The sequence below is a fragment of the Stenotrophomonas sp. genome (genome assembly GCF_031995405.1).
Classification (GTDB): Bacteria; Pseudomonadota; Gammaproteobacteria; order Xanthomonadales; family Xanthomonadaceae; genus Stenotrophomonas.
On the sequence record NZ_DAMAGC010000066.1, the window covers coordinates 1 to 18,566 of the forward strand.

The 18,566-nt window shown below is 68.6% G+C and carries 18 protein-coding genes; 17 read left to right on the forward strand and 1 reads right to left on the reverse strand.

Features of this window, described 5'->3' with window-relative positions; all coding sequences use genetic code 11:
• The first annotated feature begins 378 nt into the window (after positions 1 to 378).
• Both RTO53_RS12505 and cydB read left to right on the forward strand, forming a co-directional pair.
• Positions 379 to 1,776 (forward strand): cytochrome ubiquinol oxidase subunit I, encoded by a 1,398-nt coding sequence (locus RTO53_RS12505; protein WP_312238097.1) that lies wholly within the window; start codon positions 379 to 381, stop codon positions 1,774 to 1,776.
• A 1-nt stretch (position 1,777) separates the two neighbouring features.
• Complete coding sequence (gene cydB, locus RTO53_RS12510) at positions 1,778 to 2,791, forward strand: cytochrome d ubiquinol oxidase subunit II (RefSeq protein WP_312238098.1); 1,014 nt, start codon at positions 1,778 to 1,780, stop codon at positions 2,789 to 2,791.
• A gap of 888 nt (positions 2,792 to 3,679) precedes the next feature.
• Here cydB and RTO53_RS12515 read toward each other — a convergent pair.
• Positions 3,680 to 4,705, reverse strand: coding sequence for a pteridine-dependent deoxygenase (locus tag RTO53_RS12515; protein ID WP_312238099.1), 1,026 nt, complete (start codon positions 4,703 to 4,705; stop codon positions 3,680 to 3,682).
• 231 nt (positions 4,706 to 4,936) lie between these two features.
• On the opposite strand from RTO53_RS12515, the gene RTO53_RS12520 reads away from it, so the two are divergent.
• From RTO53_RS12520 to RTO53_RS12590, 15 genes are all read left to right on the forward strand, one after another.
• Positions 4,937 to 5,671, forward strand: coding sequence for a beta-ketoacyl synthase chain length factor (locus RTO53_RS12520; RefSeq protein WP_312238100.1), 735 nt, complete (start codon positions 4,937 to 4,939; stop codon positions 5,669 to 5,671).
• Positions 5,664 to 6,467, forward strand: a complete 804-nt coding sequence (locus RTO53_RS12525; protein ID WP_312238101.1) for a lysophospholipid acyltransferase family protein — start codon at positions 5,664 to 5,666, stop codon at positions 6,465 to 6,467. Before RTO53_RS12520 ends, RTO53_RS12525 begins: the two co-directional genes overlap by 8 nt.
• Entirely contained in the window at positions 6,454 to 6,714 is a 261-nt protein-coding gene (locus RTO53_RS12530; RefSeq protein WP_228886160.1) for a phosphopantetheine-binding protein, read from the forward strand. Before RTO53_RS12525 ends, RTO53_RS12530 begins: the two co-directional genes overlap by 14 nt.
• Positions 6,715 to 6,733: 19 nt before the next feature.
• Positions 6,734 to 6,991, forward strand: a complete 258-nt coding sequence (locus RTO53_RS12535; protein ID WP_312238102.1) for an acyl carrier protein — start codon at positions 6,734 to 6,736, stop codon at positions 6,989 to 6,991.
• Positions 6,992 to 7,013: 22 nt separating this feature from the next.
• Positions 7,014 to 7,565 carry a hypothetical protein gene (locus RTO53_RS12540; RefSeq protein ID WP_256777356.1) on the forward strand — a complete coding sequence of 184 codons (552 nt, stop codon included), beginning with the start codon at positions 7,014 to 7,016 and terminating at the stop codon, positions 7,563 to 7,565.
• Positions 7,558 to 9,243 (forward strand): AMP-binding protein, encoded by a 1,686-nt coding sequence (locus RTO53_RS12545; protein ID WP_312238103.1) that lies wholly within the window; start codon positions 7,558 to 7,560, stop codon positions 9,241 to 9,243. The genes RTO53_RS12540 and RTO53_RS12545 overlap by 8 nt, the downstream gene beginning before the upstream one ends.
• Positions 9,236 to 10,024: a glycosyltransferase family 2 protein gene (locus RTO53_RS12550; protein WP_312238104.1), complete on the forward strand. Its 789-nt coding sequence runs from the start codon at positions 9,236 to 9,238 to the stop codon at positions 10,022 to 10,024. The genes RTO53_RS12545 and RTO53_RS12550 overlap by 8 nt, the downstream gene beginning before the upstream one ends.
• Entirely contained in the window at positions 10,021 to 10,968 is a 948-nt protein-coding gene (locus tag RTO53_RS12555; RefSeq protein ID WP_312238105.1) for an acyltransferase, read from the forward strand. Before RTO53_RS12550 ends, RTO53_RS12555 begins: the two co-directional genes overlap by 4 nt.
• Positions 10,958 to 12,505, forward strand: a complete 1,548-nt coding sequence (locus tag RTO53_RS12560; RefSeq protein ID WP_312238106.1) for an aromatic amino acid ammonia-lyase — start codon at positions 10,958 to 10,960, stop codon at positions 12,503 to 12,505. Before RTO53_RS12555 ends, RTO53_RS12560 begins: the two co-directional genes overlap by 11 nt.
• Positions 12,492 to 12,914 carry an acyl-CoA thioesterase gene (locus tag RTO53_RS12565; protein ID WP_312238107.1) on the forward strand — a complete coding sequence of 141 codons (423 nt, stop codon included), beginning with the start codon at positions 12,492 to 12,494 and terminating at the stop codon, positions 12,912 to 12,914. Before RTO53_RS12560 ends, RTO53_RS12565 begins: the two co-directional genes overlap by 14 nt.
• Positions 12,911 to 13,540, forward strand: coding sequence for an outer membrane lipoprotein carrier protein LolA (locus RTO53_RS12570; RefSeq protein ID WP_312238108.1), 630 nt, complete (start codon positions 12,911 to 12,913; stop codon positions 13,538 to 13,540). Before RTO53_RS12565 ends, RTO53_RS12570 begins: the two co-directional genes overlap by 4 nt.
• A gap of 16 nt (positions 13,541 to 13,556) precedes the next feature.
• Positions 13,557 to 15,902: an MMPL family transporter gene (locus tag RTO53_RS12575; protein WP_312238116.1), complete on the forward strand. Its 2,346-nt coding sequence runs from the start codon at positions 13,557 to 13,559 to the stop codon at positions 15,900 to 15,902.
• Between the two features lie 52 nt (positions 15,903 to 15,954).
• Entirely contained in the window at positions 15,955 to 17,196 is a 1,242-nt protein-coding gene (locus RTO53_RS12580) for an NAD(P)/FAD-dependent oxidoreductase (RefSeq protein WP_312238109.1), read from the forward strand.
• Positions 17,184 to 17,735: a DUF3261 domain-containing protein gene (locus RTO53_RS12585; protein WP_312238110.1), complete on the forward strand. Its 552-nt coding sequence runs from the start codon at positions 17,184 to 17,186 to the stop codon at positions 17,733 to 17,735. The genes RTO53_RS12580 and RTO53_RS12585 overlap by 13 nt, the downstream gene beginning before the upstream one ends.
• A partial coding sequence (locus tag RTO53_RS12590) for a beta-ketoacyl synthase N-terminal-like domain-containing protein (protein WP_312238111.1) occupies positions 17,732 to 18,566 on the forward strand: 835 nt, incomplete at its 3' end. The genes RTO53_RS12585 and RTO53_RS12590, both read left to right, overlap by 4 nt.

An 18,566-nucleotide genomic window follows, 5' to 3' on the forward strand; every position in this document is an offset into this window, starting at 1 on the left:
CCGCCCCCTCCTCCTTTATTTCGCCTCCAAGGGTAGGGGGCCCCAGCGCCCGACCCACCGACAGGCCCCGAAAAGCCCGGCGTCCACTTGCTTACCGCAAGCCGAGCCCCGTAGCGGCCGGTAGGCTCCTGGGCAACATAAAGGAGGAGGCCGCTACGCGGCCGGGGGACATTTGCACCAGGGGCCTACCGGCCACTGCGGGGCCCTCACGCTCGCGGTAACCCTGGGCGAAGGGCCTTGCCCTCTGAATCACCCGCCAACCCAAGACCAGGTTTCCCCTGCGACAAAGTGAAGCAGCGCGTCACCGGGTCGCATGTGCCTTTCACGGATATCGGCCCAGACTGGTGCGGATTTCCAGAAACCCGTCGGAGGCGTCACGTGGACGCGTTGTTGTTGTCGCGGATCCAGTTCGGATTCGTCATCAGTTTCCATGTGCTGTTCCCGGCCTTTACGATCGGCACCGCCAGCTGGCTCGCGTTCGTGGAGTCGCGCTGGCTGCGCACCGGCAACCCGGTCTGGCGCGAGCTGTATTTCTTCTGGCAGAAGATTTTTGCCGTGTCCTTCGGCATGGGCGTGGTCAGCGGCATCGTCATGGCCTTCCAGTTCGGCACCAACTGGCCGCGGCTGAGCGAAGTGGCCGGCAGCGTGATCGGACCGCTGCTTACCTATGAAGTGCTCACCGCGTTCTTCCTGGAAGCCAGCTTCCTCGGCGTGATGATGTTCGGCTGGGGCAAGGTGTCGCCGCGCCTGCACTTCCTGTGCACCTGCATGGTCGCGCTGGGCACGCTGTTTTCCACGTTCTGGATCCTGTCGTCCAACAGCTGGCTGCATACGCCGGCCGGCTACGCGATGATCGATGGCATCGTGCACCCGCAGAACTGGTGGCAGGTGGTGTTCAATCCCTCCTTCCCGTACCGCCTGGCGCACATGGCGCTGGGCTCGTTCATCACCACCTGCTTTGTGATCGGCGGCGTCGGCGCGTGGTACCTGCGCAAGGGCACCCACGTGGAAGCCGGGCGCACGATGCTGCTGGCGGCCGTGGCGTTCGCCGCGCTGACCGTGCCCGTGCAGATCTTCGTCGGCGACATGCACGGCTTGAACACGCTCAAGCACCAGCCGATGAAGATCGCCGCGATGGAAGCGCACTGGCATGCCGAAGGCGAAGGCAAGGGCGTGCCGCTGGTGGTGTTCGCGCTGCCCAATGAAAAGGCCGAGCGCAACGATTACGAGCTCGCGATCCCGCGCCTGGGCAGCCTGATCCTGACCCATTCGCTGGAGGGCACGTTCGAGCCCTTGACCTCCGTACCGGCCAGCGATCGGCCGCCGGTGGTGCCGGTGTTCTTCGCCTTCCGCATCATGGTCGGCCTTGGCTCGCTGATGCTGCTGCTGGCCTGGGTGTCGGCGTTCCAGTGGTGGCGCGGCAAGCTGCTGCAGTCACGCTGGCTGATCCGCGGCTGGAACTGGATGCTGCCCAGCGGCTTCATCGCGCTGATCTCCGGCTGGTTCGTGACCGAGATGGGACGCCAGCCGTGGGTGGTCTATGGCGTGCTGCGCACCGCCGATGCGGTAGGACCGCAGAGTGCGTGGATGACCGCGCTGTCGCTGGGTGTGTACGTGGTCGGCTACGCATTCGTGTTCGGCTGGGGTATCTGGTACCTGGTCAAGATCATCCGCACCGGTCCCAAGCCGCATGAGCCCGCCCCTGCCCTGGAGGCCGGCAGCCATACCCCGGCTCGGCCGCTGTCGGGTGCCGACGAACCGCTGGAGGAGCGCTGACATGGAAATGACGACCTGGCTGCCGGTGGCATGGTTTGCGGTGATCGGCTTTGGCGTGCTGATGTACGTGGTGCTGGACGGCTTCGTGCTGGGCATCGGCATCCTCGCGCCCATGGCGGAAGACGAAGAACAGCTGGACATCATGATGAACACCGCCGCGCCGATCTGGGACGGCAACGAGACCTGGCTGGTGCTGGGCGGCGCGGGGCTGATGGCGGCGTTCCCCAAGGCGTATGCGGCGTTGCTGTCGGCGTTGTACCTGCCGGTACTGCTGCTGGTGGTGGCGCTGGTGTTCCGCGGCGTGGCATTCGAGTTCCGCTTCAAGGCGCACCGCTCGCGCCGGCTGTGGAGCGTGGCCTTCGGACTCGGCTCGCTGCTCGCCGCGTTCGCGCAGGGTGTGATCCTGGGCGCGCTGGTGCAGGGCCTGCAGGTGGTGGATGGGCGCTACGTCGGCGGGGCCTTCAGCTGGTTCAGCCCGTTCTCGATGCTGACCGGTGCGGCGGTGGTGTTCGGCTATGCGCTGCTGGGCAGCACCTGGCTGATCCTCAAAACCGAAGGCCGCGAGCAGACCTTCGCGCGCACACTGACGCGGCCGCTGGTGGTGGCGGTGATCGTGTTCATGGGCCTGGTCAGCACGTGGCTGCCGTTCCTGGACTCGCGGCTGATGGCACGCTGGTTCAGCGACGGCAACTTCTGGTGGCTGTCGCCGGTGCCGCTGCTGACCCTGGGCGTGGCGGTGGCGCTGTGGCGCAGCGCGATGCACCCCAGGCGCGACCTGCCGCCGTTCCTGCTGACCCTGGCATTGTTCATCCTCGGCTTCATCGGGCTGGTGCTGGGCATGTGGCCGTACCTGCTGCCGCCGAGCATGACCCTGTGGCAGGCGGCTGCGCCGGCCTCGTCGCTGGGCTTCAGCCTGGTCGGGCTGGTGGTGCTGCTGCCGGTGATCCTAGGCTACACGGCCTGGTCCTACCGGGTGTTCCGGGGAAAGGTGCGGGCGGATGTGGGGTACCACTGAGGGCGGCGGGGCGCTGGCGCTTCAGAGGTTCCGGTAGGCGAGGGTGGGGGGTAGACCCTGCAGTGTCCCGCCAATCCACCCACGCCGACGCAGACCGGCGAGGAGAGCAGCCGACCATGGGTCGGCTCTACCGGGGCGGTTTCAGTCTTTGCGTGGCGGTGGCGTGGTGGTCAGGCGCCATGGATGGCGCCTGCGAGCCCCCAGGGATGGGTTTACGGCGTGTCCCGCCAATTCACCCACAACGACCCGGACCGGTGTGTGCCGATACTCGCGGGCTGTTGGCCTGTTGGAGAGCAGCCGACCATGGGTCGGCTCTACCGGGGCGGTTTCGGTCTTTGCGTGGCGGTGGCGTGGTCGTCGGGTGCATGGATGGCGCCTGCGAGCCCCCAGGGATGGGTTTACGGCGTGTCCCGCTAACTCACCCACACCGACCCAGGCCGGTGTGTGCTGATACTCGCGGCTGTTGGCCTGTTGGAGAGCAGCCGACCATGGGTCGGCTCTACCGGGGCGGTTTCGGTCTTTGCGTGGCGGTGGCGTGGTCGTGGGGTGCACGGCCGGGCGCGGAGGGCTGTTGACTGTTCCATGCGCACCCGCCAACTGTCGAGGGGCGGTGTGGGTGGGTTGGCGGGACCGTCAGGCGCCATGGATGGCGCCTGCGAGCCCCCAGGGATGGGTTTACGGCGTGTCCCGCCAATTCACCCACAACGACCCGGACCGGTGTGTGCCGATACTCGCGGGCTGTTGGCCTGTTGGAGAGCAGCCGACCATGGGTCGGCTCTACCAGGTGCACAGCCGACCATGGGTCGGCTCTACCGGGCGCGCAGCCGACCGTGGGTCGGCTCTACCGGGTGTGCAGCCGACCGTGGGTCGGCTGTGCCGGGCGCGGATTCAGCCGTGCAGGCCTTCGATCTCGACCAGCAGTTCGGCGCGGCAGACCTCGGCGTGCAACACCACGAAGGCCGGCGCGCCCGGCAGCGCGGCCATCTGCGCGGCTACCGCCGGCATGTCCTCGGCGCGGCGCACGTAAACCTTCAATACCGACCCGGCCCCCAGCGTCGGTGACAGCGACGGCCGCTGTTGACGGGCCGCGTCCACCAGACTCTGCAGATTGGTCAGCGTCTCGCGCAGCTGCTCCCCCACCGCCCCGGTGTGCTGCGACACATGCCCCACGATCGCCGCCGTGCCCGACTGCAGCAACGGCAAACCCGTCGCCGCCGGCGCCAGCAGCGCCCGCGAAAAACTCGGCGACTGCGGGCCGTACTGCCGTGGATAACGGAACGCGCTCACCTGACGCGGGTTTTCCAGCGGCAGACCCGCCTCGCGACCGGCCAGCCAGTACACCTGCAGACGCCGGTCGCCGTCGAAGCGCCCGATGCACGTCGCCGCCGGCAGCGCCGCCTCGTCCAGCTCGCGCAACCCCTGCACCCGGCCCACGCAGAACCGACGGTAACGCTCCTGGTCGCCTTCGCCCTCGGTCACCGCATCCAGGTAATTCCACGTTCGCAGCAGGTGCGGGAATCCGCAGCGGGTCAGAAAACTACTCATTCTTGCGTAGGCATCTGCCGCGGCCGACGCGATATCCCCGTCCACCTCCGTAATCTCCAGCACCCCGAACAGCACCGCCTCGTTGTGCGACCAGCGCACCCCGTCGGTCACCCCGCAGCGCACCGGCGTTGGCGAACGCCACACCTCCACCTGCGCCGGACCGTGCTCGGCCAGCGGCACCTGCAGCCAGCGCGGATCCCCGTCCAGGCGCGCATCGCGCGCGCCGAAACCGAAGAGCGCCAACGTGCAGGGATCGGCCAGCGCCGCCTCGCGCAGCGACGCAGGCGCATAGGCCACGCTGAACAACGCCGGCCCGGTGGGAAGGGAAGCGACCGCCGGGGCCGATGCGTCGTGGATCGTGCTGCTCATTTCAGATTGTGAATGCTGCCAGTGCCAAGGGTGTCATGATAGCGTGCGCTCCTTTTTACGGCGGTGCGCTGCGATGTCCCAGCCGCGCCACCGGGAAGATCGCGTCGCCACGCGCCTGCTGCCCACTGCACACACGGGGAAGTGTCTGCGGGTCGGGCAGGCTCCGTCCAAGGCGTCGGCGCACCCCTTTCAAGCACTGCGCCCCGGGTGCCCATCAACATGTTGGCGTGAATGATCGAGTTTTCAGTGGTGGATTGGTCGGCCTGGGCACCGGGCCTGGCCTCGAAGGAGGCCTGGCAGGCCTGGGCGCAGGCGCCCGCATTGCCGCAGGGCGATGACACCCCGGCGTTGTCCGAAGTGCCCGCCATGCAGCGCCGCCGCATCGAACGGCTCGGGCGCATGGCCATCCAGGCCGCCTGCTGGTGCGAGCAACCCGATGACGGTGGCCAGGTGCCGCTGGTGTTCGCCTCCCGGCATGGCGACGTCGCCCGGTCGATGGAGCTGCTGGACAGCCTGCGCACCGACAACAGCATGTCTCCGACCGCGTTCGGCCTGTCCGTGCACAACGCGGTGGCCGCGCTGTACTCCATCGCGCGCGGCCACCGTGGCAACTACCTGGCCCTGGCGGCCGGCCGTGCCACGGTCGAGGCGGCCTGCGTGGAGGCCTACGGCCTGCTCGCCGATGGCGCCGACGAAGTGCGGGTGATCGTGTACGAATCGCCGTTGCCGCCGGTCTACGCAGGCTTCGCCGACGAGCCGGACCCTTACTTCGCCTGGTGCTGGCGCCTGGCCCGCGCCGATCGCCCCGGCACCCGGCTGTCGCTGGACTGGGACGCCGCCACGGCTGACAGTCCGGCCGCCGCGCTGCCGCACGGCCTGGATGCAATGCGCTTCCTGCTTGCCGGCGATGCGACCCTGCAGCTTGCCGCCGACGGCCAGCAGTGGACCTGGCAGCGCCATGGCTGAGCGCTGGCCGGCCCGTCTGAACCATGCCTGGCGGGTGTTCGGCACCGGCGTCAGCTTTGCCGTGTTCGGACTGGGCGGTCTGCTGTTGGGCGGGTTGCTGTTCCCGCTGCTGTTCCTGGTACGCAACCCGGCCCGGCGCCGCGCACTGGCCCGGCGCCTGGTCCAGCTCAGCTTCGCCAGCCACGTCGGCCTGATGCACCGGCTGGGGGTGATGACCTACGAGATCCGGGGGGCCGAGCGCCTGCAGCGCAATGGCCTGCTGATCCTGGCCAACCACCCCACCCTGATCGACGTGGTGCTGCTGATCGCCCAGCTGCCCAACGCCGACTGCGTGGTCAAGCGGGCCGTGGCCTGCAACCCGTTCATGCGCGGCCCGGTGCGGGCGGCCGGATACGTCTCCAACGACGACGGGGCGGGGCTGATCGACGACTGCATCGCCGCGGTCCAGGCCGGTGGCAACCTGGTGATCTTCCCCGAGGGTACCCGCACCGTGCCGGGCCAGCCCCTGCGGCTGCAGCGCGGGGCGGCCAATATCGCCGTGCGCGGCCGCCTGGACATCACCCCGGTCAGGATCACCTGCACCCCGCCTACCCTGACCAAGGGTCAGAAATGGTATCGTGTGCCATCACGGCGTTTTCACGTTCAGCTGGAAGTAGGGGAAGATCTGCCGATCGCTCCCTTCCTGGCCGTAGCCGGCGACACGCCCAGGGGGGATGCCTTGGCGGCCCGACGCGTGACCGATCATCTTGCCCATTACTTTGACTTCGCTGGAGAACCGAGCCGTGCAGGCACTTGAGCACGAGATCAAGGAATTGATCATTTCATCGCTTTCACTGGAAGACATCACTCCCGAAGACATCGATCCCGCAGCACCCCTGTTTGTCGAGGGACTGGGCCTGGATTCGATTGACGCGCTTGAACTTGGTTTGGCCCTGCAGAAAAAGTACGGTGTCAGCCTGTCCGCGGATTCGGAAGAGACCCGTCGCCATTTCTCCAGCGTGCGTGCCCTGAGCGAGTTTGTCGCCGCACGCCAGCCGTCGTAACGGCGCGTCAGGATTTGCCATGACCAAGAACGAACTTTTCGATCGCATCGTCAAGATCCTCAAGGACAGCTTTGAGATCGAGCCGGCGCGCATCACCCCCCAGGCCCGTCTGTACGACGACCTGGACATCGACAGCATCGACGCGGTCGACCTGATCGTGCAGCTCAAGCCGTTGCTCGGCCGCAACCTGCAGCCGGAGGCATTCAAGTCGGTGCGCACCGTGCAGGACATCGTCGACGTGGTGCACGGGCTGTTGCCCGGTCAAGCAGCCGCCTGACGGCTGCCGCAGGACACTGACCATGGTCCGGGTGCGCGTCGCGGCGTTTGCGTTGCTGTCGTTGGCATACCCGCTGGTGGTGTACCTGTCGCTGGGCCGTTTCGAGCCGCGCTGGCTCTCGCTGCTGCTGTTCGGGATGGCCGCGCTGCGCGCGCTGACCACCCGCCAGCCGGTGTGGTGGGTGGCCGCGCTGGGTACCGGGGTGCTGGCGCTGGTGGCCACTGCCTTCAACCAGGCGCTGCCGCTGAAGCTGTATCCGGCGCTGGTCAACGCGGTGATGCTGGTGATCTTCGCCACCAGCCTGCGGTTCCCGCCCAGCGCGGTGGAACGCCTGGCACGGTTGAGCGAGCCGGACCTGCCACCGTTTGCGGTGATCTATACCCGCCGTGTCACCTGGGTGTGGTGCGGTTTCTTTGTTCTCAACGGAAGTCTGGCCCTGGCCACGGCGCTGTGGGCGTCCAACCAGGTCTGGGCGCTCTACAACGGATTGTTGGCGTACGTGATGATGGGTGCTCTGTTTGGCGGGGAATGGCTGGTGCGGCGACGGGTGAAAGCGGCGCACGCCCATGGCTGAGTGGATCGCACTGGCGCGGCTGGCGGTGGCGCCCTTGCCCGGCCGGATCGTGGGCGAGGCGGCACAGGGTGCCGTGGACCATCCCGAATTCAGGCAGCAGGTGCTGCGCTGGCAGCAGGCGTTCGCGCGCGCGCCGGGCAACGACTGGGCGCTGTACTTCGATGACACCCTGGCCTTTGCCGCCGCCCTGCTGGGCGCCTGGCATGCCGGCAAGCGCGTGTTCCTCGGGGGCGACAACCTGCCGGCCACGCTGGAAGGGCTGCGCCCGCGCGTGAGCGGTTTTGCCGGTGATGTACCGGCCGCCCATGCACCGCTGCAGCCGGACGCCGACGCGCGGGCCGATGCGGCGCTGCTGCCGCTGGACGAGAACCAGCTGGAGCTGGTGGTGTTCACCTCCGGCAGCACCGGCGCGCCGAGTGCGATCGTCAAGCACATGCGCCAGCTGACCCGGGAGGTGGATGCCCTGCAGGCGGCGTTCGGCGAACAGCTGGAGGGCGCGCAGGTGCATGGCACGGTGTCGCATCAGCATATCTATGGGCTGCTGTTCCGCGTGCTGTGGCCGCTGGCCGCCGGGCGCGCGATCCAGCCGCGGCGGTTCTTCCACGAAGACCTGGTCAGTGCGCTGGCGCAGCAACCCTCGGTGCTGGTGGCCACCCCGGCCCACCTCAAGCGCCTGCCCGAACAGCTGGACTGGTCCTCGCTGCAGGGCCAACTGCGCGCGGTGTTTTCCTCCGGTGGCCCGTTGCCGGAAGAAGCGGCGCTGCAGGCGCGTGCGCTGTTGGGCGTGGCACCGACCGAAGTCTTTGGCAGCAGCGAAACCGGCGGCATCGCCTGGCGCCGCTGGAGCGCCGACCAGCCGCAGTGGCATCCGCTGCCCGGCGTGGCCTGGCGGATCGACGACGGCTGCCTGTCGGTGTGCTCGCCGCACCTGCACGACGATGACTGGTGGCAGACCCAGGACCGCGTCGAAGCCGATGCCGGGCGCAGCTTCCGCCTGCTCGGCCGCGCCGACCGCATCGTCAAGATCGAAGAGCGGCGGGTGTCGCTGGACGCGCTGGAACAGCAGTTGCGGCTGCACCCGCACGTGCAGGACGTGCGCGTGCTGGTGCTGCCGGGCGCGCGTGAACAGCTGGCGGCCGTGGTCGTACCGCAGCCGGCCGATGTGGCCGGCTGGGACGATGCGCAGCGCCGCCGCCATGCGCAGGCGTTGGGCGCGCACCTGGCCAGCAGCCACGATGCGGTGACCCGTCCGCGGCGCTGGCGTTTCGTGGACGAACTGCCGATCAACGCGCAGGGCAAGGTCACCGCTGCGGCGCTGGCGGCGCTGTTCCGGCCGCTTTTCCCGGCGGTGCAGTGGGAGCAGCGCGATGCCGACGCGGCGCGCCTGCTGTTGCCGCTGGACGCGGACCTGATCGCCTTCGACGGGCATTTCCCGCAGGCCAGGATCCTGCCGGGCGTGGTCCAGCTGGACTGGGCGATCCATTACGCGCGCGACGTGTTCGTCATGCCGCCGCGGTTTGCACGCATGGACGCGCTGAAATTCCAGCACGTGGCCCGGCCCGGCGATTGCCTGCAGCTCACCCTCGGTTGGGATGCGGTCAAATCGGTGCTGAGCTTCCGCTATGTTTCCGACCACGGCGTGCACGCCAGTGGCCGGGTGGTGTTCGGCGATGCATGAAGCAGCGCATGGCGGTCAACCGGCGGCGCCGTTCACGCCACTGGTGGTGATCCCGGTGTATGACCATGAGCATGCCATCGGCGCGGTCGTGCGCGGCGTGCTTGCCAGCGGGATGCCCTGCCTGCTGGTCGACGATGGCTCGCATCCCGGCTGCGCGCAGGTGCTCGATACACTGGCTGCCGATCCTGGCGGACAGGTGGCGCTGCTGCGCCTGCCGGTCAACCAGGGCAAGGGCGGGGCGATGCTCGCCGGGTTCGCCGAGGCCGCCCGGCGCGGCCACAGCCACGTGCTGCAGATCGACGCCGACGGCCAGCACGCTCCCACCGACATCCCGCGCTTCGTCGCCCTGGCGCAGCAGCATCCCGATGCGGTGATCTGCGGCATCCCGGCCTATGACGACAGTGTGCCCAAGGCGCGGCTGTACGGCCGTTACGCCACCCACATCTGGGTGTGGATCAATACCTTGTCGCTGCAGATCCGCGATTCGATGTGCGGCTTCCGCCTGTATCCGCTGGCGCCGGTGATCCGCCTGATCGGCGAGGAGACGATCGGCCGGCGCATGGATTTCGACAGCGAGATCCTGGTCCGCCTGTTCTGGCGCAACGTGCCGGTGATCAGCCTGCCGACCCGGGTCACCTATCCCAGCGACGGCGTGTCGCATTTCCACGTGTGGCGCGACAACGTCCGCATCAGCCGCATGCACACCCGCCTGTTCTTCGGCATGCTCCGGCGCGCGCCGCGGCTGCTGTGGCAGCGTGCTGCCGGAACGCGCGTCGCATGACCACGCCGGCACCGGCCAACGCCCCGCACTGGGCCGACCTGGGCGAAACCACCTCGGCGGCCGGGGTGCTGTTCCTGTGCTGGGTGCACCGCTGGTTCGGGCGCTGGCCGTTCCGCCTGTGCGTGTACCCGGTGGTGCTGTGCCATTGGCTGGGCAACCGCGTGGCGCGGCAGTCTTCGCGGCAGTACCTGCAGCGGCTGCAGGCGCACACCGGCGTGCTCGGCCGCGCGCCGGGGCGCTGGACCAGCCTGAAGCACTTCGCGCTGTTCGCCGATACCCTGCTGGACAAGCTGCTCGGCCTGGGCGGGCGCTACCCGCCGAGCCACCTCCGCCTGCAGCGCGACCTGATGCTGGAAAAGATCGCGCGCCGCGAGGGCGCGCTGATCCTTACCGCGCACATCGGCTGCCTGGAACTGTGCCAGGTGCTGGCCGAACAGGTCCCCGGCTTCCGCATCACCGTGCTGGTGCACACCGCACACGCGCAGCGTTTCAACCGGCTGATGCAGCGCCTGGACCCGCTGGCGTCGGTGGAGCTGATGCAGGTCACCGACATGGGCCCGGCCACCGCGGTGGAGCTGCAGCGACGCGTCAACGACGGCGGCTTCGTGGCCATCGTCGGCGACCGCGTGCCGTTGCGTGGCGGCCGCACCGTGCCGGCGCCGTTCCTCGGCCACGTCGCGCAGTTCCCGATCGGCGCGTATGTGCTGGCCTCCGCGCTGGCCTGCCCGGTCTACACGATGGCGTGCCTGCACGAGGGCAACGGTTACCGAGTGCGCTTCGAGCACTTCAGCGATCGCATCGTGCTGCCGCGCGGCTCGCGCGATGCCGCGCTGACCGCGCAGGCCGAACGGTTTGCCCGTTGGCTTGAAGTACAGGTCACCCAGGCACCCTTGGACTGGTTCAATTTCTTCCCCTTCTGGGATCAGGCATCTCATGGCAAGTAAGTCGTCCCCCATCCGCTTCGGCGATGCACCGCTGACCATCGAAGACGTGGTCGCGCTGTCCCAGCGCAAGGCCGAGGCCGTCGTCACCGACGATCCTGCCTTCACCGCGCGCATCCAGCGCGGCGCCGATTTCCTCGACCGCCTGCTGCGCGAAGACGGCGTCATCTACGGGGTGACCACCGGCTACGGCGATTCGTGCACGGTGAACATTCCGCCGGCGCTGGTGGCCGAGCTGCCGCACCATCTGTTCACCTACCACGGCTGCGGCCTGGGCCGGTTCCTGGATGAAAGCGAGACCCGCGCGGTGATCGCCGCGCGCCTGGCCTCGCTGGTGCGCGGCATGTCCGGGGTCAGCCACCCGCTGCTGCAGGGCCTGGCCACGCTGCTGCGCCATGACGTGCTGCCGCTGATCCCGGCCGAAGGCTCGGTCGGTGCCAGTGGCGACCTTACTCCGCTGTCGTACGTGGCCGCCGTGCTGTGCGGCGAGCGCGAGGTGATGTACCAGGGTGCGCGCCGCGCCGCCGCCGAGGTGCTGGCCGAGATCGGCATGACCCCGCTGCGGCTGCGCCCCAAGGAAGGCCTGGCGATCATGAACGGCACGGCGGTGATGACCGCGCTGGCCTGCCTGGCCTATGACCGTGCCGACTACCTGACCCGGCTGGCCACCCGTCTGACCGCCTTCAACGTGCTGGCCAGCGACGGCAACGCGCACCATTTCGATGAAATGCTGTTTGCCGCCAAGCCGCACCCGGGCCAGATGCAGATCGCCGCGCGCCTGCGCGAAGACCTGCACAGCGATCGTCCGCCGCGCAACGAACAGCGCCTGCAGGACCGGTACTCGCTGCGCTGCGCACCGCACGTCATCGGGGTCGTGCAGGACGCGCTGCCGTTGTTCCGCCAGTTGATCGAAACCGAGCTCAACAGCGCCAACGACAACCCGCTGATCGACGCCGACGGTGAGCGCATCCTGCATGGCGGACATTTCTACGGTGGCCACATCGCCTTCGCGATGGATGCGCTGAAGAACACCATCGCCAACCTGGCCGACCTGCTCGACCGGCAGATGGCGCTGGTGGTGGACGCGCGCTTCAACCATGGCCTGCCGGCCAACCTGTCGGCCGCCACCGGCGAACGCGCGGCGATCAACCATGGCCTGAAGGCGCTGCAGATCAGCGTGTCGGCGTGGACCGCCGAGGCGCTCAAGCAGACCATGCCGGCCTCGGTGTTCTCGCGTTCCACCGAATGCCACAACCAGGACAAGGTCAGCATGGGCACCATCGCCGCACGCGACTGCCTGCGCGTGATCGAACTGACCGAACAGGTGGTCGCCGCACTGCTGATCACCGCGCGCCAGGGCGTGGCGCTGCGCCAGCGGGCAGGCATGAACGCCATCCTGCATGGCGACCTGGACGCGATGTACCAGGACCTGTGCGCACGCATCGCCCTGGTCGAGGAAGACCGCGCGCTGGATGGCGAACTGCGTGGCCTGCTCGACGATATCCGCGGCCAGCGTTGGGAGTTGTATGTCCAGTCCTGACCTCAGCGCCGAAGTGACGTTGTCGCCGACCTTCCACGACTGCGATCCGATGCACGTGGTGTGGCACGGCAACTACTTCAAGTACTTCGAGATCGCGCGCTGTGCGCTGCTGCAGCGCTACAACTACGACTACCCGCAGATGCGCGACTCCGGCTACCTCTGGCCGGTGGTGGACGCGCGGGTGAAGTACATCCGCCCGCTGCTGTACGGGCAGGCACTGCGCGTGCGCGCCACCATCACCGAATGGGAAAACCGGCTGAAGATCGTCTACGAGATCCTCGACGCCGACAGCGGCACCGTGCTGACCCGCGCCCACACCATCCAGGTGGCGGTCGATGCGGCCACCAATGAAATGCTGTACCTGTGCCCGTCCGTGCTGTGGGACCGTCTGGGAGTGGAAGTGAAATGAACGCTGTGCTGCGCACGCTGGTCGTGCTGTTGTCGTTGCTCGTGGCGGTCCCGGCGTTGGCCGCGCCTGCCGCTGCCGATGTCGATCTGGTCAAGCAGCGGGTGGCCAAGGTTGGCGTGCTGCATGGGGAATTCACCCAGGAAAAGCAGGTCGCCGGCTTCAAGAATCCGTTGCGTTCGCAGGGCCGTTTCGTGCTGGCCCAGGACCATGGTGTGATCTGGACCACGCTCAAGCCGTTCCCGTCCGAGGTAGTGGTCACCCGTGACCGCATCCTCAGCCGGCAGCGCGATGGCAGCAGCCGGGTGGAACTGGACGGCCGCCAGCAGCCGGCGATGCGCTCGGTCAATGCGATCATGTTCGCGCTGATGAGCGGCGATGCGCAGGCATTGTCGGCGCAGTTCACGGTCAAGGTCGAAGCGCTGCCCGACAACGGCTGGAAGATGCAGCTCACCCCGCGCTCGGCGATGCTCGGCAAGGTGTTCAGCGCGCTGACCCTCGGCGGTGACCGCTATGTGCGCGAGGTGCAGATCACCGAGGCCAACCAGGATGTCACCCGCATCCATTTCACCGGCATGAGCGAGACGCCGGCGCAGCTGAGCGCGGACGAGGGTCGCAAGTTTGAATGAGCCCCTGCATGGCGCGTTGAACAACGCCTTGACCCCGAACGCGCGGCTGCAGCGCGCATGGCGCTGGCTGGCCATCGTCTGGCTGCTGGTGCTGATCGGCCTGGGCGTCCAGCAGTGGCATCTGTGGAAAACCCAGTCGCGGATCGACACCGACATCCTGGCGCTGCTGCCGCAGGACGCGCACGACCGGCTGCTGTCCGATGTGACCCGCCGCATCGCCGATGCCAACGCGCGCCAGATCGTGGTGTTGCTGGGCAGTGCCGACGCAGCGCACACCAAGGCAGCCGAGCAGGCGTTCCGCACCTCGCTGCGCGACAGCGCCGAGGGCAAGGCCCTGCTGGTCGAGAGCGGCTCCATCGAAGGCTGGTTCGAACAGGCGCGCGCGTTCTACGCGCCCTACCGCGACCGCCTGCTCACCAGCGACCAGCGTCAGCGCCTGCAGGCCGAACCGGTCGATGGGCTGGCCGAATCGGCACTGGCGGCGCTGTACGGCCCAATGGGTGCGCCTCGGCTGACCGAATGGCGGCAGGATCCGCTGTCGCTGTGGCCGCAGTGGTGGCAGGAGCGCGCGCTGGGCTCGGGCCTGCGCGTGGGCGATGACGGCCTGCTCGAAGCCGAGGGCAAGCATTGGTCGATCGTGCAGTACGACACGGTCGGCTCGGCGTTCCAGCTCGATGGCGAGCGCCATATCGACGCGCTGCTCGATGCGGCCACCGCCGCCGCCGACGCGCAGGCGCCCGGCCTGGAGGTGCTGCGCGCCGGCGTGCCGCTGCACGCCGAAGCGGCCGCGGTGCAGGCCAACCGCGAGATCAACACGATCGGCTGGGGCTCATTGGCGGCCGTGCTGCTGCTGGTCTGGCTGGCCTTCCGTTCGCTGCGCCCGATCCTGCTGGTGGCCGCCTCGCTGCTGATCGGCTGCGGCGTCGCGCTGGCGGTGACGGTGCTGGTGTTCGGCAAGGTGCACGTGCTCACCCTGGTGTTCGGTGCCTCGCTGGTTGGCGTGGCCGAGGACTACGGCATCCACTGGTTCGCTTCACGCCAGGCCGAACCGGCCGACCGCCGCTGGAAGCTGCTGCGCCACCTGTTGCCCGGCCTCTGGCTGGCGTTGCTGACCAGCGCGCTGGCCTATCTGGCGCTGGGCCTGGCCCCGTTCCCCGGCCTGCGCCAGATGGCGCTGTTCTCGGTGGTCGGGCTGGCGGGCGCGTTCCTGACCGTGATCTTCTGGTTCCCGTGGCTGGATGGCGGTGAGATCCGCGCCACCGGTTTTTCGCGCTGGCTCGGCAACACCCTGGAACGCTGGCCGCGCCTCCACGGGCGCAGGGCCGCGCTGTTCCTGGGCGTGGTGGTGGTGTTCTCGGCGGTCGGCATCGCGCGCCTGGGCAGCAACGACGATCTGCGCAGCCTGCAGTCCTCGCCCAAGACCCTGATCGACCAGCAGATCCGCATCAGCCAGATGCTGGGCATGCCCAGCCCGGCGCAGTTCTACCTGGTGCAGGGCGATGACGCCGAGCAGGTCCTGCAGCGCGAGGAGGCGCTGATCGAACGCCTGCGCGTGCTGTCCAGCAAGAAGCAGATCGGCGGCTACCGCGCGATCAGCGATTGGCTGCCGTCGCGCCAGCGCCAGCATGCCGATGCCGCGCTCACCGCCAAGGTGGAGCCGCAGGTGCTCGGCAAGGTGGGCGAGGCGGTCGGCGAGCCACTGGCGCGTCCGGCATACGCGGCCCGGGACCTGGACGCCGATGCGTTCCTGGCCTCGCCGGCGGCGATGCCGTTCCGGCATCTGTGGCTGGGCAAGGTGGGCGGTGGCCTGGCGTCGGTGGTGATGGTGGACGACCTCTCCCGCGCCGATGCACTGACCCTGCTGGAAGCGCAGGCGCAGGGCATCCCGGGCGTGCGCTGGGTCGATCGCACCGCCGATTTCTCCAAGCTGCTCAAGCATTACCGCAAGCTGATGAGCGTGCTGCTGCTGGTCGGCATCGTGCTGGTGTTCGCGGTGCTGTACTGGCGCTATCGCGCGCAGGCGTGGCGCGTGTTCGCCCCGACCCTGGTGGCCGGCGCGCTGACCCTGGCCCTGCTGGGCCTGTTCGGCCAGCCGCTGCAGCTGTTCAACGTACTGGCGCTGATGCTGCTGCTGGGCATGGGCATCGATTACGGCATCTTCCTGATCGAGCACCGCGGCGATGCCAGTGCGTGGCTGGCGGTGTGCGTGGGCGCGGCCAGTACCTGGCTGTCGTTCGGCCTGCTCGGCCTGTCGGCCACGCCGGCGCTGCGCGCGTTCGGGCTGACCCTGTTGTTCGGCATCGGCCTGGTGTGGATGATCTCGCCGCTGTTCCGGCCGCGGCCGCACGACGCGCCGCAGTGAGTCGCTCGCCTGTCCTTCCTTCTCCCACGTTTTCTTGATCAAGGATGTATCGATGAACCCGCAAGTGGAAACAACCGAGATCCTCGTCATCGGCGCAGGCCCGGCCGGTTCCGTTGCCGCAGCCATGCTGCGCAGGCAGGGTCGCCAGGTGTTGATGCTGGAGCGCCAGCAGTTCCCGCGTTTCTCCATCGGCGAGAGCCTGCTGCCGCAGAGCATGGAATACATCGAGGCGGCGGGCCTGCTGCAGGATGTGGTGCAGGCCGGGTTCCAGTACAAGAACGGCGCCGCCTTCGTGCGCGGCGAGGCCAGCACCGAGTTCGATTTCCGCGACAAGTTCTCGCCCGGTTGGGGCACCACCTACCAGGTGCAGCGTGCCGACTTCGATGACGTGCTGGCGCGCGGCGCCGAGCGCATGGGCGCCACCCTGCGCTTCGGCGACGAAGTGCTGTCGGTGCAACCCGGTCGCCCGGCGCGGGTGCAGGTGCGCCGTCCCGATGGCAGCGAGTACACCATCGAAGCCGGTTTCATCCTCGATGCCAGCGGTTTCGCGCGGTTGCTGCCGCGCCTGCTGAACCTGGAATCGCCGTCGAACTTCCCGGTGCGCGGAGCGATCTTCTGCCACGTGCGCGACCATATTCCGGCCGGCAGCGGCTTCGACCGCAACAAGATCCTGATCACCACCCATCCCGAGCACGTGGACGTGTGGTACTGGACCATTCCCTTCTCCAACGGCTGCTGCTCGCTGGGCGTGGTCGCCGAGCCGAGCTTCTTCGAGACGTACCCCGGGACCGACCTGGAGAAGCTGCAGGCGATCGTCGGCGAAGATCCCAACCTGACCCGCCTGCTCAAGAACGCCGAATGGGCGGTGCTGCCGGTGCGCACGATCACCGGCTACTCGGCCAACGTCAGCTCGCTGTGGGGCGAGGGCTACGCACTGCTCGGCAACGCCGGCGAGTTCCTCGACCCGGTGTTTTCCTCCGGCGTCACCATCGCCTTCAAGTCCGCGCAGCTGGCCAGCGACTGCCTGGCCCGTGAACATGCCGGTGAAACCGTGGATTGGGAGCAGGACTTCTCCATCCCGCTGCGCGCCGGAGTCAAGACCTTCCGCCGCTTCGTCGAAGCCTGGTATGCCGGCGGTTTTCAGAAGATCATCTACCACCCCGCGCAGCAGCCCGAACTGCGCCGCATGATCTCCTCGATCCTGGCCGGCTACGCGTGGGACACCAACAACCCGTACGTGGCCGATGCAACCGGACGCCGCCTGCGGGTGCTGGAGGAACTGTGCAGCGCCTGATCGCTTCCCTGCTGCTGTGCCTGCTGCTGGCATCCTGTGCCAGCACCCGCATGCCCGCGCCCCTGGTGCAGCTGCCGACCCTGCAGCTGGCGCCGTCGGCGTTGCCGCAGCCACTGCAGCTGCAGCAGCGCCTGCAGTTCCGCTTCGGCACCCACGAACGCGAGCTGGATGCGCTGCTGGAGGCCGATGGCAGCCAGGTCCGGCTGGCGGTGCAGGCGATGGGCCAGACCGGCGTGCGCATGGTCTGGGACGGCACCACGCTGGAACAGACCCGTGCGCCCTGGCTGCCACCGCAGGTGCGCGGCGAGCGCGTGCTGGATGACCTGCAGTTCGCACTGTGGCCGGCCGCTGCCATCCGCGCGGCGCTGCCGGCCGGCTGGACGCTGGTGGAATCCGGGGGGGAGCGCCGGCTGGAGCAGGGCGGCAAGGCCTGGCTGCTGCTGGAGCCGCTGTCCGATGGACGGGTGCGCCTGCGCAACCTGGCCGAAGGCTATGAACTGGTGATTGAATCGTTGGACATGGAACAGGCACAGCCGTGAGCAGTAGCAGCAGCGCGATCTATCTGAATGAACTGGGCGTGGTCTGCGCGCTCGGCGGCGACCGCGCGCAAGTGCGGCAGGGTCTGTTCGCCGACCAGCCCGGCGGCCTGCGCGACAACGATCAGCTGATCGCTGGCCGCACCCTGGCGCTGGGCGAAGTGGTCACCCCGCTGCCGGACCTGTCCGCGCTGCCGGTGGCGCTGCGCGGGCGCAACAATGCGCTGCTGGAAGCGGCCCTGGTGCAGATCCGCCCGGCGGTGGATGCGGCCATCGCCCGTTACGGCGCGCAGCGGGTGGCGGTGATCATCGGCACCAGCACCTCGGGCATCGGCGAATCGGAAAATGCGCTGCGCTGCCACCGTGACCACGGCCAGTGGCCGGACGACTTCCATTACGCCCAGCAGGAAATGGGCACCTCGGCGCGCTTCGTGCGCGAGCGCATCGGCAGCAGCGGCCCGGCGTGGACGATCTCCACCGCGTGTTCGTCCAGCGCCAAGGCGCTGATGTCGGCCGTGCGCCTGCTGCGCGCCGGGGTGGCCGATGCGGTCATCGCCGGCGGCGCCGATTCGCTGTGCCGCTTCACCGTGGCCGGCTTCAGCGCGCTGGAGTCGGTCTCGGCGGCGCGCTGCAATCCGTTTTCGGCCAACCGCAACGGGATCAACATCGGCGAGGGCGCCGCGCTGTTCCTGATGACCGCAGAACCGGGCCCGGTGCGCCTGTCCGGCTGGGGCGAGTCGTCCGATGCGCACCACATGTCCGCCCCGGATCCGCAGGCGCGTGGTGCCATCGATGCCATGCAGCAGGCGCTGGACCGCGCCGGGCTGGCCGCCG

What these genes read in the sequence shown, in the direction of transcription:
- cydB (WP_312238098.1), top strand. Translation starts at nt 1,778, where the DNA reads ATGGAAATGACGACCTGGCTGCCGGTGGCATGGTTTGCGGTGATCGGC.
- RTO53_RS12515 (WP_312238099.1), bottom strand. Translation starts at nt 4,705, where the DNA reads ATGAGCAGCACGATCCACGACGCATCGGCCCCGGCGGTCGCTTCCCTT.
- RTO53_RS12520 (WP_312238100.1), top strand. Translation starts at nt 4,937, where the DNA reads ATGATCGAGTTTTCAGTGGTGGATTGGTCGGCCTGGGCACCGGGCCTG.
- RTO53_RS12525 (WP_312238101.1), top strand. Translation starts at nt 5,664, where the DNA reads ATGGCTGAGCGCTGGCCGGCCCGTCTGAACCATGCCTGGCGGGTGTTC.
- RTO53_RS12535 (WP_312238102.1), top strand. Translation starts at nt 6,734, where the DNA reads ATGACCAAGAACGAACTTTTCGATCGCATCGTCAAGATCCTCAAGGAC.
- RTO53_RS12540 (WP_256777356.1), top strand. Translation starts at nt 7,014, where the DNA reads ATGGTCCGGGTGCGCGTCGCGGCGTTTGCGTTGCTGTCGTTGGCATAC.
- RTO53_RS12545 (WP_312238103.1), top strand. Translation starts at nt 7,558, where the DNA reads ATGGCTGAGTGGATCGCACTGGCGCGGCTGGCGGTGGCGCCCTTGCCC.
- RTO53_RS12550 (WP_312238104.1), top strand. Translation starts at nt 9,236, where the DNA reads ATGCATGAAGCAGCGCATGGCGGTCAACCGGCGGCGCCGTTCACGCCA.
- RTO53_RS12555 (WP_312238105.1), top strand. Translation starts at nt 10,021, where the DNA reads ATGACCACGCCGGCACCGGCCAACGCCCCGCACTGGGCCGACCTGGGC.
- RTO53_RS12560 (WP_312238106.1), top strand. Translation starts at nt 10,958, where the DNA reads ATGGCAAGTAAGTCGTCCCCCATCCGCTTCGGCGATGCACCGCTGACC.
- RTO53_RS12565 (WP_312238107.1), top strand. Translation starts at nt 12,492, where the DNA reads ATGTCCAGTCCTGACCTCAGCGCCGAAGTGACGTTGTCGCCGACCTTC.
- RTO53_RS12570 (WP_312238108.1), top strand. Translation starts at nt 12,911, where the DNA reads ATGAACGCTGTGCTGCGCACGCTGGTCGTGCTGTTGTCGTTGCTCGTG.
- RTO53_RS12580 (WP_312238109.1), top strand. Translation starts at nt 15,955, where the DNA reads ATGAACCCGCAAGTGGAAACAACCGAGATCCTCGTCATCGGCGCAGGC.